This is a genomic window from Nonomuraea sp. NPDC004702, from assembly GCF_053601695.1.
This window is the reverse complement of the sequence record NZ_JBSGCE010000057.1, coordinates 1-15,061: the sequence shown is the minus strand read 5'-3', so window position 1 is coordinate 15,061 and position 15,061 is coordinate 1. Positions and strand designations below refer to the sequence as shown.

Sequence of the window (15,061 nt, the reverse complement as noted above, 5' to 3'; positions counted from 1 at the left end):
TCAGGAGGCGAACAGGCGGGCCGAGCGGGTCACGTGCTGTTCGGCGGTGATGTCGAGCAGCGGCGCCGAGGCGGCCGGCAGCGCCGCGAGACCGTCGGCGTGGACGCGGCCCGCCGCCTCAGCGGCCTGCCGCGCGACGTGGTCGAGGTCGGCGGCGAGACGGGCCAGGACCGCCGTGGCGTCGAAGGGGTCCAGGCTCAGCAGGCGGACGGTCGCGGCGGCCGGGCCGCTGACGCTCTCGTAGGCCGCCGCGCAGGCGGCGTCGTACGGGCTCAGCCCTGCGGCGCGGGCGGCCACTCCGAGCACCACGGGCTGATGGACGCCGCGCGGACGGGCAGCGGCCAGGGCGTCGAGTTCGGCGCAGGGCCAGACGGCTCGGGCGGCGCGCAGCAGTTGCCGTCCGAGCGTGCGCGCCACCCGCCGCAGGGCCGGAGAGGGCGTGCGGGCGTCGGCAGCCTCCTCCAGCAGCAGCGGGTCCGACCCGGCGGCGGCCGCGGCCGCGAGCCCGGCCGCGGTCAGCCCGCTGGTGTGCAGCCTGCCTCGGCAGAACGCCTCCAGACCGGCCGCGTCACGCACGCGTCCGGCGGCGACGGCCGCCTCGGCGCCGCCGGAATGAGCGTGCCCGCCGGCCGGGAACCGGCCGTCGGCCAGGACGAGCAGCGTGGCACGGCTCATCGGCGTGACTCACCTTCCTTGAGTGAGATGACGGGTCAGAACAGGAAGTAGAGCTGCGCCATCGGCAGTTCGGTGGGGGGCTCGTGGTAATCGATGCGCCGGCCGTCGATCCGCACCTCGTAGCCGTTGGGGTCGACGTCGATGACGGGAGTGGCGTCGTTTCGGCGCATGTCATATTTGAACACCCTGCGGGTGTTGCGGATGGGTGTGAACGACTTGTCCACCTCGACCCGGCCGGGCAGGCCGGCCGCGATCGCCTGTTCGCTGACGAAGTTGACGGAGTTGGCGCCGGGGGCTCGGCCCGTCGCGCCCCACATCGGGCGGGGCAGGATCGGCTGTGGGGTGGTGATGGCGCCGTTGGCGTCGCCGACCTGTGCGTACGCGATCTGGCCGCCCTTGATCACCCGGTGCGGCTTGACGCCGAAGAACTTCGGCTCCCACAGCACCAGGTCGGCCAGCTTGCCCACCTCGACCGAGCCGATCTCGTGGTCGATTCCGTGCGCGACGGCCGGGTTGATGGTGTATTTGGCGACGTAGCGGCGGGCGCGGTGGTTGTCGGTCTCGTCGGCGCCGCCCCGGTCGCCGTCCAGCGGTCCGCGCCGCTGCTTCATCACGTGCGCGGTCTGCCAGGTTCTCGTGATCATCTCGCCGATGCGTCCCATCGCCTGGGCGTCGGACGACATGATCGAAATGGCGCCCAGGTCGTGCAGGAGGTCTTCGGCGGCCATCGTGGCGGGCCGGATGCGCGACTCGGCGAAGGCCCGGTCCTCGGGCACCTGCGGGTTGAGGTGGTGGGCGATCAGCACCATGTCCAGGTGCTCCGGGACCGTGTTGTGCGTGTAGGGGCGGGTGGGGTTCGTGGAGGCGGGCAGCACGTTGGGCAGTCCCGCCATTCTGATCATGTCGGGGGCGTGGCCGCCGCCGGCGCCCTCGATGTGGAAGACGTGGAGGGGTTGATCGCCGATGGCCGCGATGGTGTCCTCGACGGTGCCGGCCTCGTTCAGGGTGTCGGCGTGCAGGGCCAGCTGTACGCCGGTCGCCCGGCACACCTCCAGACAGCGGCGCAGGACCGCCGGGGTGGCACCCCAGTCTTCGTGGATCTTGAAGCCGAGGATGCCGGCCTTGACCTGGTTGTGAAGGGATTCGGTGGACATCGTGCTGCCCTTGCCGAGCAGCCCGATGTTGACCGGGAAGGCGTCCAGCGCCTTGAACAGCCGGTCGAGGTGCCAGGCGCCGGGCGTGACGGTGGTGGCGGTCGTGCCGTCGGCGGGGCCGGTCCCGCCGCCGATCAGCGTGGTGACGCCGGAGGCGAGCGCCTCCTGGATCTGCTCGGGGCAGATGAAGTGCACGTGGGTGTCGACGCCGCCCGCCGTGAGGATCTTGCCGTTGCCCGAGATGACCTCGGTCTCGGGGCCGATCAGGAAGTCGGTCGCGACGGGATGCCCGTCGTGCAGCCGGTCCATGGTCTCGTCGTTGTAGGCCTTGCCCAGCGCGGCGATGCGGCCGTCGCGAATGGCGACATCGGCCTTGACCACGCCCCAGTGGTCCAGGATGAGAGCACCGGTGATGACGGTGTCGGGCGGTTTCGGGGCACCGGGGGTCGCGCTGTCGCGTGGCGCGAGTGACTGCCCCATCGACTCCCGGACCACCTTGCCACCGCCGAAGAGGATCTCGTTGCCGCTGCGGCCAGGACCGCCGGCCCAGTCCTCGGTGATCTCGATCCACAGATCGGTGTCGGCCAGGCGGACACAATCCCCCGTCGTCGGGCCGAACCGGTCGGCGTACTGTTCGCGCGTGAGGGGCTCGGACATCAGAGGTTGCCTCCGACCTTGCCGTTCAGGCCCGCGACGTGGCGCCGGCCCTCGATGGGCACCAGCTCCACGTCCTGGGGCATGTTGGGGGCGAAGCGCACCGAGCCGCCGGCGGGGATGTTCAGCCGCTTGCCGTAGGCGGCGTCACGGTCGGGGTGGATGTCGAGGCGGGAGTTGACCTCGTAGAAGTGGTAGTGGGAGCCGACCTGGATGTGACGGTCGTCGGTGTTGGTGACCCGTACGGTCGTGATCGGGCGGCCGTCGTTGAAGCTCACACACCCCTGGGAGGAGAAGTCGATCGCGCCGGGAGGGCCCTGCCTCCCTGGCCCGGCCACGCAGGCCGACGGCCCGGGGTCGGGCGGGCACGGCGGGGGCTCGGGGTCGGGTGGGCACGGCTGCGGCAGAGCCCCGCACGGCGACGGGGCCGGGTCGGATGGGCACGGCAGGGTGGTCGCCAACGGGATCGGCTCGCGGAGGGTGACCATTTTGGTGCCGTCGGGGAAGGTGGCCTCGATCTGAAGGTCGGCGATCATCTCGGCGACGCCTGGCATGACTTCGTGCGGCATGAGCACCGGCGGCTGCTGCTTCGCCATGAGGTCCGCGACGGTTCTGCCGGCGCGCGCCTCTTCGAGGACCCAGGAGGTCAGGATGGCAACCGCCTCCGGGTAGTTGAGCTTCACTCGCCCTCTGCGCTTGTGGGCCACGTCCGCGGCCACGTGGATCATCAGCCGTTCTTGTTCATGCAGGGTCAGGTGCACCCTCTCACCTCGGTTCCACTTCTGCCCCCAGGCCCTTGCCTTCGGGGCCGACGGTGCGGATCGACCGGTATGGCCGATGCTGGGCCCATATCGCTGTCCGCTCTTGCGCCGAGAGGTTGCCCCCTTCGCGGATGCGCCCGAAACACGCGCCGTGAAGGGGTTCTGTGGTCACCGCCCGGTTGCGTGCCGAGCGTAACCAATTCGACACTCTGCGCGATATGGCCTGAAGGGGAAGGCTGCCTCGCGCCGAAGCCACACCGACACCTCGCCCTGCTGACCGACATGACCAGCTCCGTCCCGGCCACCACACCGCGTTCGCACCGCGACCGACCACGAGCCCGCCCGAGCGAGCGCCACCGTCACGGTGGAGCCGACGCAGTGATCGACGAGGCCGGCGCGGACGGCGAAAGGAAAGCGATGCCGTCGCATCGGGCCCGGCGGGACCGAGAATGCCACCGGCTGCCGGTCAGTTCGCGCGGAACAGCCCGCCCATGCGCGGGCCCGAAATATCAGCGATGTCGATTTCTATTTCAGAAGAGAGACGCGTACTGACCCGTGCCGCCGTCCAGCAAGAACCCGACACATCCATTCCACTGATTCCCCGAAGCCATTCTCCTGGCCAATGACGTGGAGGAATCTCACTGAGGAGCGTTCCACCGTCACAACCGAGCGCAACGGCCTCATGACGTCAATATGACATAGATCACATGGGCCGACAGGGCGCCCTGCCGAGGGACAGGCCAAGCATGTTGATCAGCTCAAATGCCGGCTCTTCTCCCGTCCCCGTCACTCTCGGTTCGAAAATGACATCAGCTTTACGGGTTGACCCTTTCTGTAGATCTCTTCAACATCATCCGTGAACCTTATATCCGCCTTATGACGTGACGGCCCGCCCATCGGAACGGGCCCGCGTCAGCGTGCCTGAAAGGTGTCAGGATGCAGGGTTGGCGTTCTTGGAAGCGGGCGATCGTCGCATTACTGGTCGCCCTGACCATGGTGGCCTTCGATGTCAGGGTGCCGCTCGTATTGAGCCAGGAGGCATCGGCGGCCGTCTCGGGCCCCGAATCCGAACCGTCGGTCAAGGGTCACCCGGTGCCCGTCCCGAAGGTGGCAGAAGGCGCGGAGGAGGATCAGCCGAGAGTCAAACGATCCGATCCCGTCTGGCCACGCCCCGGCCACGGCGAGGCAGCGCTCACCGGCAAGGCGGTCCAGGTCGGAGACCTGCCGGTCGCCGTGGCTGCGACGAAGAAGACGACCTCGGGCAAGGTGCGCGTCGAGACGCTGCCCGCCGACGCCGTCAACCGACTCGGCGGCGTCGGCATAGCTGCCAGGGTGACCCGCGTCGAGGGAGCAGGGGCCGTACGGGCGGAATTCTCCTACGCGAGCTTCCGCGACGCCTTCGGCGGCAACTTCGACACCAGGCTCGGCCTGCTCAGGCTGCCGGCGTGCGCGGTGACCGTCCCGCGTCCCCGCGACTGCGTCGTGCGCCCGCAGCCGGTGACGGCGCACAACGACCTGGCCGCCGGCAAGCTGATCGCCGATGTCCAGCCCGACCCGGCCACCGGGGAGAGCCTGCCCGTCGCGGTGGCGCCGAGCAGCCGTCCCAAGGCAGCCGAACTGGCCGGGAAAGCGTTCCGGACGGGCTCGGTGTACGTGCTCGCCGCTGGAGTCGCGGGCGCGGACGGCAACTTCGGCGCAACCGACCTCAAGCCGTCGGGCAGTTGGCAGGCCGGCACCTCTGGCGGCGGCTTCGACTACAGCCTGCCGTTGCCCGAAGCCCCCTCCCCCGCGGGCAACGGCCCTGAGCTGTCCCTCCGCTACGACTCCTCCTCCGTGGACGGGCAGGGCCGCTGGACCAACAACCAGTCAGGCACGGTCGGCGTGGGCTGGGACCTGAACGCCGGATTCATCGAGCGCAAGTACCGTCGCTGCTACGTCGACAACTTCTACCATCCGGAAACGTCCGAGCTGATCTGGACCGCCGACGAGATGGGCGTGGGCGGCAGGGCGGTGTGCTGGGAATCGCCCGACGCCAACGACAATGACCCCACGACGACCGACATGAGCGGATCCGAGCTGGTCATCAACGTCGGCGGGCGGTCCGCCGCCATCGTCAAGGACACCTCGGGCGGCTGGAAGACCGTTCCCGAGCTGGGGTTCAAGATCGAGCAGCTGACGGGTGGCGCGGACAGCCAGCCCTATTGGCAGGTGACGAGTCAGGACGGCACAGTCTCCAGATTCGGCTACCGCAAGGACGCCCAATGGCAGCTCCCGTACGTGGGCAACGACGTCGGCGAGCCCTGCTACGACCGCTACTACAACGACGCCATCCCACCGACCTGCACCGGGGTGTGGCGCTGGAATCTCGACAGGGAGACCGACCGCAACGAGAACGTGGTCGACTACTCCTACACCCGTGAGACCAACTACTTCTGTCTGCCCTCCTGCGCTCACGAGGCCTACCGGGTGCTGCCGTACGACAGCGGCGGCGTGCTGGCCAAGGTCGAATGGGGCCACAACTCCCAGCTGGCCGGTACGACGCCGACCTCCCGGACGGTCTTCACCACGGCGGCGAGAGACGGCGGCGACGTGCCGACCGACCTGCAGTGCGCCGCCCCCACGTCCTGCAACAACGGCGCGATCGCCTTCTTCTCCACCCGCAAGCTCACCTCCGTGACGGCCGAGTCGGCCAACCCCGCGACCGGCGGATGGGATCCGGTCGAACGGCTGGACCTGCGCCAGACCTGGATGTACACGAGGACGGACTTCGGTCCGCCACGCGATCCCGTCATGTGGCTGGACACCGCGCAGCAGACCGGGCTGGCCGCGAGCCCCGCGATCACGCTGCCGCCCTTGGACTTCGACGCCGCCATGCTGGCCGGCCGCATGGATTACGACGACATGTCGGACTGGACGGACCTGCTGTCGTGGCGGATGGTCCCCCACATGAGCGGTTTCGCCAACGGCATGGGCGGCCGCACCGAGGTCACGTACGGCCAGGCCGACCCCTGCTCCGGCGGGAAGGGCCGGGACGGCACCGACTACTTCGCCGACAAAACGGGTGACTGCTTCCAGGTCGACTACAGCATCGAGGGCAACGAGAGCTGGGCCCGCTTCTACAAGCACCTGGCGACCAAGGTCGTCGAGCGCGACCTGGTCGGCGGCTCACCCGACATCACCCACTCCTACGAATACCTGGGCGGCCCGGGCTGGGTGGGCCCCACCGAGTACGCGGAGCCGGGGCTCAAACCAGCCTCCTCCGACTGGCGCGGATACGGCCAGGTGCGCACGATCACCGGATCGGGCTCCGACCCCGACGGCTACACGGTCACGTCCGAGACGTTCCTGCGAGGGATGGGCACGCTCGTCCCCGACTTCGACGGCGGGACCATCCTGGACGCCTGGCCGCTGATGGGGCAGACGCTCCAGCGGCAGACCTGGAAGATGACCGCGACCAGCCCGCGGGCCTACGCCGAGGTCGAGTCGACACGCTGGGAGTACCAGCTCAAGGCCAACGGTGACGTCCCAGGCGCGCTGGACCCGTACTTCGTCCTGCGGGTGCGCGAGCGCACCAGGGAGAAGGCGGCCGGCGGAAGCTGGCGCTACAGCGACACCAAGACTCTGCACAACGCCGACGGTCTGCCCATCAAGATCAACTCTTACGGGCAGGACGGCGTGTCGACCGACAACTCATGCACGTCCATCTCGTATGCGCGCAACACCGACGGCGGCCAGTGGTTGATCGGGTTCGTCTCGGTCGTCGAGAAGCGCGCGGGAGACGACTGCGCCGCGGGCACCCTCGTCGGGAAGACCGTCACCCTGTACGACAACGGCACCGACCCGGCGACGAACAAGCCCAGCGACGGCAACGCCACCGAGACCCGCGCCTACGCCGACACGAGCACGTTCTCGGCAGGCAAGGCTTACTTCGACGAGTACGGCAGGCAGACCGAGGTGGTGGACCCGCTGGGCAAGCGCACCACCACCACCTACAACCCCACGACGGGCTGGCCCTCGAACGGCGTCGTCACCACGAACCCGCTCAACCATCAGGTCCAGGCCACGACCTCACGTCTGCACGGCGAAATCGTGTCGATCGTCGACGCCAACGGCAAGAAGTCCGAGCTCGACTACGACGCCCTCGGCCGCGCTGTCGCGATGTGGGCCCCTGGCCAGCCGCGCTCGGGAGGGACTCCGACGGCGACCGCGGCCTACGACATCCCCTCCAGCGGCGGACTGAGCCAGCCGACCGCACCGATCAGGACCACGCTCAAGCGGCTGCTCACGGGGACGGGTTCGGCCGCGAAGACGGTGACCACCTACAGCTATGAGGACGGACTCGGGCGCACCCGGGAGGCGCAGGCCACCTCCCCCTCCGGCGGCCGGGCCGTGGTCGTCACCACCTACGACGCCAGGGGCCTGCCACTGGCCAAGACCGAGCCGGTGCACAACACCGCTGCGCCCGGCTCCGGCCTGCTCAACCCCACCCTGACGAACGCGGCCCAGTGGACCAAGACCCTCTACGACGGGCTTGAGCGCCCGGTCGCGATCATCTCGTACCACCTCGCCCAGGAGTTACGCCGTACCACCACCGCCTATCCCGGTGCGGACAGGACCGAGACCGTTCCTCCGGTCGGCGGCAAGACCGTTACCGTCACCGATGTCTTCGACCGGACCACGAAGATCGAGGAGTGGAAGGACGGCTCCTCCCACCAGGACACCGTCTACACCTACGACGTCAACGACAACCTGCTGACGATGACGGACGCCAAGGGGAGCGTCCGCACGTTCACCTACGACTGGCTCAAGCGGCAGACCGTCGCCGCGGACCCGGACGCGGGGCGCACGACCACCGGATACGACCTGGCAGGCAGAGTCGCGTGGAAGACCGACGCGACGGGTCAGAAGATCTCCATCGGCTACGACGACCTGGGCCGGGTCACCACCCAATGGAGCGGCGAGGCGGGCACGGGCGCCAAGCTCGCCGAGTGGAGTTACGACTCCGTCGCCAAGGGACAGCCCGCCTCCTCCACCCGCTACGTCGGCGGCCAGCCCTACACCCAGAGCGTCACCGCCTACGACGACAACTACCGCCCCACCGGCAACAAGATCAGTATCCCCGCCGTCGAGGGCACGCTGGCCGGAGACTACGCGTTCACCTCGGTCTACGACGCCGCGGGCAACCTGCGCCAGCAGGGCATGCCGGCCGCAGGCGGACTGCCGGCGGAGACCCTCACCTACACGTACACCGACTACGGCCTGGCCAAGGGCCTCAGCTCCGACCTCGGCGGGTTCACCTACGTCAAGGACACCCTCTACTCGGCAACCGGGAAGCTCGCCGAGCGTCAGTTCGGCACGACCGGCAAGATCAGGCGCACGCTCGAACACGACGCCACAACCGGGTGGCTCAGCCGGGTGACCACCACAGCCAAGGCGGACACGGCAACGCCCGAGACCGTTCAGGACGACAGGTTCGGCTACAACGTCGCCGGCCAGCTCAACCGCATCCAGGATGCCCGGCAGGGCCAGTCGGAGTGCTTCACCTACGATGAGTTGCTCCGTCTGTCGGCGGCCTTCACCACGACCGCGGCCGACTGCGGCGGCGGGGGCGACGGCCTGGGGCCTGATCCGTACGACCAGAGCTACACCTACGACGCCGCCGGCAACCTCGCCACGCTGACCAGCAACGGGCAGGCGGCCACCTACACCTACCCGGCCGCGGGCGCCGGTGCGACGCGGCCGAACGCGGTCACCTCCATCAGCCGCCCAGGCGGCACGGACACCTACACCTACGACGCCGCCGGCCGGCTGTCCTCCAGAACGGTGGGCGGCAAGCAGGGCACGTTCGACTGGGACGAGCTCGGCCACCTGTCCAAGGTGACCATCGACGGCCAGCAGACCTCGATGGTCTACGACGCCGACGGTGAGCGGCTGATCCGGCGCGATCCAGGCGGCGCCGCGACGCTCTACCTCGGCGTCATGGAGCTCAAGCTGTCGGGCGGGCAGGTGACCGGCACGCGGTACTACGCCACCGCCGACGGCACGACGGTCGCACTGCGGACGGGCGGCACGGTCACCTGGCTGATGGCCGGGCTGAACAACAGTCAGCAGCTTGCCGTCGGCGACGCCGACGGCGCGGTCGCACGCCAGCGCTACCTGCCGTTCGGCGGTAGGCGCGGTGGTGACGCCCTGCCCTTCACCGACCGCGGCTTCCTCGGCAAGACCGAGGACGCCAGCGGGCTGGTCTACCTGTCGGCCCGCTACTACGACCCCGGAATCGCCAAGTTCATCAGCACCGACCCGGTGCTGAGCCTGCAAGCGCCGGACTGGGCGAACCCCTACAGCTATGCCGCCAACAACCCCATCACGCTGTCCGACCCCGACGGACTCAAGCCGCGGCGCGCCGCGAAGACGGCGGACGGCGACAAGCCATGGAAGTACAACGCCTCCAGGCACAACCGCGCGGTCGACGTGGCGGCGCTGCTGATCAAGTGGATGGCGCTGCTCGGCTACCCGTCCGGGAAGATCGTGCTGGAGTACCACATTCCCGGCGCCAAGAAGCTCGGCACCGACGGCAAGGCCGACATCGCCCTGATCACGGAGGACGCGATCTACCTGTGGGAGGTGAAGCGCAACACGGTCGCCGCCCAGGGGCAGAACGAACTCGCGATCTACATCAAGGCGCTCAAGGCGCTGCCGAACCAGACCGGCGGACGCAATGTCCTGCCCGGCTTCGACCTCCTGCTTCCCGTGCCCAATTACGTCAAGGAGACCAACGAGATCGTCATCGCCTACTCCAACGCCGCGAAGTGGGGCAAGAACTCGGGAGTGATCGAATACTGGGTGACCAAGAGCCGCGGACCCCAGCAGGTGCCCGTGGTGTCTCCCAAGACCCAGCCACAGCCCGTGCCGTTCCCGACGCCGCACTTGATGCCGCACGTGGGCGATCCGGGCTACACGCTCGAGGACCTGCGTCGTAACGCGGAGAACAGGCCCAAGGGCTTGCCCGCTCTGCCGCCGCAGTTGCAGGGCACGCTCACGGGGGCAGCCATCCTCGGAGGCATCGCCCTGTCCATCCTGAGCTTCGGCCTCTACCAGCCGCCGGGACTGGCCTACTGAGATGACGCGGCCCGCCGGAACCTCCGGCGGGCCGCTAGGCTGAATGGCTCCGAAGGAGGGACAGTGTCGCTCGGTTCCAACAGGTTGTCGGCTGAACTCGTCGTCCGTGCGAAGTCGGACGACCACCGTGCGGGCCTGACATCGGACTGGCTGTCGGGCGCGCTGGCGGATTTCGCCCCGGACCTGGCGTCGCTGCTGGCCCGCAGCCCCCGGATGAACCCCGCCGCCCTCGACGACGAGACGGGCCGCACGCCCTCCGGAGAGCCGGGCGGGTTGTGGGCGCAGTTCCGCGTCAAACCCGCGCTCTCACGCCCGTTCTCCAAGACCATGCCGTACTCCGAGCAGAGCCTGCGCGCGGTCGCCCGTGCGCTCCAACGACGCCCCCACATGGTCGAGTACATCGTCACCCCACTCGACGAGCGAGGGTTCCCCGGCAACGGCACTGTTTGGATCAACGTGTCCGCTCCTGCCGGGGAGGCCGAGCCGTGGCTCAAACTCAGGGTGGAGCAGGTGCCGCGTTCCGGTGACCGGCATCCGCCTGACGTCCAGCAGCGCTGGGCGGAGGCGCTGAAGCGGCGGGCCGCCGTCACCGGGGCCTGCTATGGCCATGTCACTGACGACTGCCTCACCGACGAGACGCCCTTGGAGACCGCGCTCGGCGCCCTGGACGCCGTCACCGTCCCTCGCTGCGAACTCGAACTGCGCGGCTATTCCTGGGTCACGGTGTGCGCGGGCGCGCCGGCAGCGCTGCTGGGCGGACCGACGGCTCTGGCAGCGACGGGCGCCTTCGACGAGGTCGACGAGTTGCCCGGCGGCGCACTGTTCCTGCGGGCCACCCCGACCCTGGACGACTATGACGAGGCTGCGATCGAGCGGGTGTTCCACGTGCTCCGGCCCGTCCTCATCAAGGGGAAGGTACGGCGCGTGTTCGGGATGGACCATCTCAGGCTGCACTTTCCCACCGGCCAGGAGTGAGGTCGTCAGGAGCACAAGCCGAGCGGACAAGACATATCCCTCCGACGCCCACCGCTTCTACCTGCGCCGCCGCAGGACCCGCCGCACCATCCCGAACCCGGGCGACCAGCGGGCCGGGCGCCGATGTCGCCGGGTGGTGGAGGTTACGCGTTCCGTTGCCTTGGCTCAGGGCTTCACCACGTCCGCCACTCGACAGTGACATCCGCGTGCCGATCAAGCTCGCTCCTTACGGAAGCATGAGGTATTGATCGACTTCAACGCCGGCCCGCGCCGCCGCCAGCCAGCGGATGAGGTCCGCGTCCATCGAGATGCCCTTCTCCCGGGGCTCCTCAGCGTCGCGGAACTCCTGCACCACGATCAACGTCGTCTCCCAGCCCTGGCCGCGGGCAAGATCGCGCAACGTGTGCGCGCCCCGGTCGCCCCACGCCGCCAGCCTGCCGAACACCTCGGGCAACCGGTCCGCCCCCACCTGCCGGCCGAGTGCGAGGGTCCATGAACTGAACCCGTACGGCGTGCCCGTTCTCGGGGACGGGCGGCCGTGCCGGGTGGACTCGTCGGGTGCGATGCCGAGCGCCCGGGTCACCGACTCGGGGTCGCCGTCATCGGCGACAAGGCGCAGGTACACGGTGAACATGCGCTACTTCCACGTGCACGTCGACTTGAATCGCGATCGTACCGCTCTCGCAACTCCTGCTCGGGTGGACTCCGGCAACTGAGTGAGCGCACCACGCCATTCTGTTCATTAGCGGAAATGTAGGTAGCGCTGGTAGCGTCCCCCAGCGCGGGCCGTCATGCATGCGACGGCGTACTTTCAGTCATCGAACCGGCCCTTGTTCAGCGTCTGCGCTTCCATCAAGAGTCTTGCCGGCCAGGAATATCCGGCATCGAACCGCTCATCAAGGACGCCAAATGGCCGATACATCGAACTACGCGCAGGTTCAACCCAGCCGTCGTTCCAAGCGTTCCCGCCGCACCGCGCTTACCGCAGCGGTCGCGAGCGGTGTAGCCGTCGCGGCAGTCGTCACCGTCACAACCCATGTTCTGTCCAAGCCGGAAACCTCCTCAACCGGCAGCGGAACCGCCTCCGTCAGCTCAGCACGAGCCTCGGCGCCTGAACCCATCGAGAAACTGTGGCCCGCCGCAGTGCACGAAGTGCCGGCCAAATTACCCGACGGCAGAAAAGTCCGGCCGCGACTGATGATGGACACCACCAAGATTCTCCTGACCGCCGAAGCCGGCTTCGAGAAGGCGAACGGCCTCTACACCTACGACGTGCACAGCGGCGAGGTGGCCGAACTCGCCGACATCACCCTCCCCGCCGGCACCACCCTCTTCCCCGACGGCTTCACCGCAGGCCAAGGCCGGGTCGCCTGGTGGACCGCACACGGCGCCGCCGACAAGCGAACCGCCGACATCTGGATCGTCCCGACGACCGGCGGCAAGCCGCAGCTCGTCACCTCCGCTCCCCTGCCGCCCGCCTCATCGGCCGGCTTCGTCACCGGGATCGCCATCACCCCTGACCGCCTGGCCTGGTCAGCCGGGAACGAAGGCGTCTTCACCGTCGACGTCAACGGCGGGCAACCGCAGCGCGTAGACGGCACGCAGGGACAGCACATCCTGAGCTGGCCCTGGGTCGGATCACCCGGGACGTTCCGCGTCAACGAAGCCCCCTTCCAGTCCGTCATGAACATCGAGACCGGCGAGAAGCGCGCCCGGACCGCCTTGCCGCCAGGCAGCCCGGTGGCCTGCGGCATCACCCTCTGCGTCACACACCCCGGCCGATCCGCGGCGGCGCAGGTCCAGGACCGGGACGGGCGAGCACGGCACGAGATGGACGTGACGGGAGTCGCGCCACAGCCTCTCCAGCAGGACCGGTTCCTGTCCGCCCAGCTGCCCGATCGTGCGATCGTCCACGACGTGCGGTCAGGCGTGTCCGCCGAGATCCGCGGCATCGACACCCGGACCCGCTACCGCGCCCCGGCCGGCAGCAACATCGCCCTCTTCAGCCGCGGCGACAAGTTCCTGGTCGTCGACCTCACTGCCATTCACTGACCACTCTTCCCGCCATTGCGGTAGAGCGGGCCCTGTCATGCGATCAACCGGAGGCGCACAACCTGTTGAACTCCGCGACGTCCGTATTGATATCCGCGATCACCTGGTTGGGGTCGCCGCCGGTCATGCCCGTCAGGCGGAAGCTCAGTTCCTGGAACTCCGCGGCCAGCCGCCTGATCTTCGCCCCCACCGCGCCTTGCGCGTTGAGGGCTACGCCCATCAAGTCGCTGTACGTTTGCTGAGCCGCGGCCGCCTGACCGCTTGGGCTGGTTCCGGCATCCCTGCGGTAGGCGGTCAGGGCCGCCGCCGTCTCGTCGCAGCCGACGGTCCGGACCTTCAGCGGCGGTGGAGGGGATTCCTGGACGGCTTGCGTGTGACTCGCTGGTTGGGACGTGCTGGACTCAGGCGATGAGTCCACCGGCGATGGTGAGTGCGGGGTGACGACCTGACCCGTTGGGGATGGAGCCGGGGACGGAGTGGAACCCACTGTGCCGGGCGAGGTCTTGAGCGGCATCAGGTAGGCGAAGAGCGCGACCACGGCTGCGATGGAACCCGCCAGAGCGCTCACTGCCGTCCAGTTCAGGCGCGAGCCTGCTCCCCCGCCGCCCGCCCCCGCTGATCCGCTTCCGGTCATGTTCTGATGGTGGCCGAGCCGCCGCACTCGGTCCAGGACGACTCCCACAGATGTTCTTGATCTGCAGACAGCACCGCCACCGGTTGCACTCTGGCCGCGGACCATCCCGACCGGACGGCCACTGACCGCCCCTCCTTCCCTGTTGGAGGGCCGGGCTCAGCCGACCGGGCGTGATGCCGTCAACAGGGGCCGGCTCGTACACCACTCCCGCTGACCCAACCGTCGATGTGGTCCTGTCCGACTTCGTCCAGGCCAGGCTGGGGACGTCGAGCGGGCCGGCGATTGTGAGTGGTGAAGCTGCTCGGCGAATTGCTGCCCAGCCGGCCTGCGCGCACTGAACGACGGGCTCCCCTGGATACGGCTGTTGTCTCGCTCGCGCGTTGTTGACATTCGCCGCATAGGCGACAGAATACACATATGAACAGTTCTTCAGCTGAGAATGTGTTGATGGTGGACGGTTGTGCCGTCAAGGTGGTGGATGCCGACCGGGTGTCCGCGGTGTGCGAGCGCATGCCCGCTGCCGAGGACCTCACCGACACGGCGGACATCTTCGGCCTGCTGTCCGACCCCAACCGGCTGAAGCTGCTGGTCGCCCTGCTGGACGGCGAGCTGTGCGTGTGCGACCTGGCGGCGGTGACCGGGCAGAGCGAGTCGGCGGTCTCCCACGCGCTGCGCCTGCTGCGCGCCCACCGCATCGTGGCCGCCCGTCGCTCGGGCCGGATGGCGTACTACCGGCTGGAGGATCCGCACGTCCGGATGCTGCTGGACCTGGCGCTGGCCCACACCGAGCACACCGAGGCCATCCACCCGGAGCGGGAGGGCGAGGGCTGATGGGCGTGGGTCACGGGCACGGGCACGCCGGGGCCCGGCACCGCTGGCGGCTGGCGGTCTCGTTCGTCCTGATCGGTGCATTCTTCCTGGTCGAGCTGGTCTACGGGCTGATCTCCGGGTCGCTGGCCCTGATGTCGGACGCCGGGCACATGGCCGCCGACGTCGTCACGCTCGGCGCGGCGCTGGTCGCCACCAGGATCGCCGCT

At 68.9% G+C, this 15,061-nt stretch carries 10 protein-coding genes; 5 read left to right on the top strand and 5 right to left on the bottom strand.

Features of this window, described 5'->3' with window-relative positions; genetic code table 11:
• Genes ACWEJ6_RS42180 through ACWEJ6_RS42170 form a run of 3 tightly spaced genes read right to left on the bottom strand, consistent with a single transcriptional unit; the run spans nucleotide 1 to nucleotide 3,244 of the window.
• Nucleotides 1–675 carry an urease accessory protein UreF gene (locus ACWEJ6_RS42180; protein ID WP_452431181.1) on the bottom strand — a complete coding sequence of 225 codons (675 nt, stop codon included), beginning with the start codon at nucleotides 673–675 and terminating at the stop codon, nucleotides 1–3.
• 35 nt (nucleotides 676–710) lie between these two features.
• A complete protein-coding gene (locus tag ACWEJ6_RS42175; protein WP_452431180.1) occupies nucleotides 711–2,486 on the bottom strand; it encodes an urease subunit alpha in 1,776 nt (591 codons plus the stop codon).
• Nucleotides 2,486–3,244, bottom strand: coding sequence for an urease subunit gamma (locus ACWEJ6_RS42170; RefSeq protein ID WP_387681037.1), 759 nt, complete (start codon nucleotides 3,242–3,244; stop codon nucleotides 2,486–2,488). Before ACWEJ6_RS42170 ends, ACWEJ6_RS42175 begins: the two co-directional genes overlap by 1 nt.
• A 936-nt stretch (nucleotides 3,245–4,180) precedes the next feature.
• Here ACWEJ6_RS42170 and ACWEJ6_RS42165 point away from each other — a divergent pair.
• Together ACWEJ6_RS42165 and ACWEJ6_RS42160 are read left to right on the top strand one after the other, a co-directional pair.
• A complete protein-coding gene (locus tag ACWEJ6_RS42165; protein ID WP_452431179.1) occupies nucleotides 4,181–10,363 on the top strand; it encodes an RHS repeat-associated core domain-containing protein in 6,183 nt (2,060 codons plus the stop codon).
• A gap of 63 nt (nucleotides 10,364–10,426) precedes the next feature.
• Nucleotides 10,427–11,338 carry a hypothetical protein gene (locus tag ACWEJ6_RS42160; protein ID WP_452431178.1) on the top strand — a complete coding sequence of 304 codons (912 nt, stop codon included), beginning with the start codon at nucleotides 10,427–10,429 and terminating at the stop codon, nucleotides 11,336–11,338.
• Nucleotides 11,339–11,564: 226 nt separating this feature from the next.
• Here ACWEJ6_RS42160 and ACWEJ6_RS42155 read toward each other — a convergent pair whose 3' ends face one another.
• Entirely contained in the window at nucleotides 11,565–11,972 is a 408-nt protein-coding gene (locus tag ACWEJ6_RS42155; RefSeq protein ID WP_452431177.1) for a DUF4279 domain-containing protein, read from the bottom strand.
• A 275-nt stretch (nucleotides 11,973–12,247) separates the two neighbouring features.
• Here ACWEJ6_RS42155 and ACWEJ6_RS42150 point away from each other — a divergent pair, with 275 nt between their 5' ends.
• Nucleotides 12,248–13,390, top strand: coding sequence for a hypothetical protein (locus ACWEJ6_RS42150; RefSeq protein WP_452431176.1), 1,143 nt, complete (start codon nucleotides 12,248–12,250; stop codon nucleotides 13,388–13,390).
• A gap of 43 nt (nucleotides 13,391–13,433) precedes the next feature.
• On the opposite strand, the gene ACWEJ6_RS42145 is transcribed toward ACWEJ6_RS42150, so the two are convergent.
• Complete coding sequence (locus ACWEJ6_RS42145) at nucleotides 13,434–14,024, bottom strand: hypothetical protein (RefSeq protein WP_452431175.1); 591 nt, start codon at nucleotides 14,022–14,024, stop codon at nucleotides 13,434–13,436.
• 447 nt (nucleotides 14,025–14,471) lie between these two features.
• On the opposite strand from ACWEJ6_RS42145, the gene ACWEJ6_RS42140 reads away from it, so the two are divergent.
• Nucleotides 14,472–14,855 carry an ArsR/SmtB family transcription factor gene (locus ACWEJ6_RS42140; protein WP_387681054.1) on the top strand — a complete coding sequence of 128 codons (384 nt, stop codon included), beginning with the start codon at nucleotides 14,472–14,474 and terminating at the stop codon, nucleotides 14,853–14,855.
• A partial coding sequence (locus ACWEJ6_RS42135) for a cation transporter (protein WP_452431174.1) occupies nucleotides 14,855–15,061 on the top strand: 207 nt, incomplete at its 3' end. The genes ACWEJ6_RS42140 and ACWEJ6_RS42135, both read left to right, overlap by 1 nt.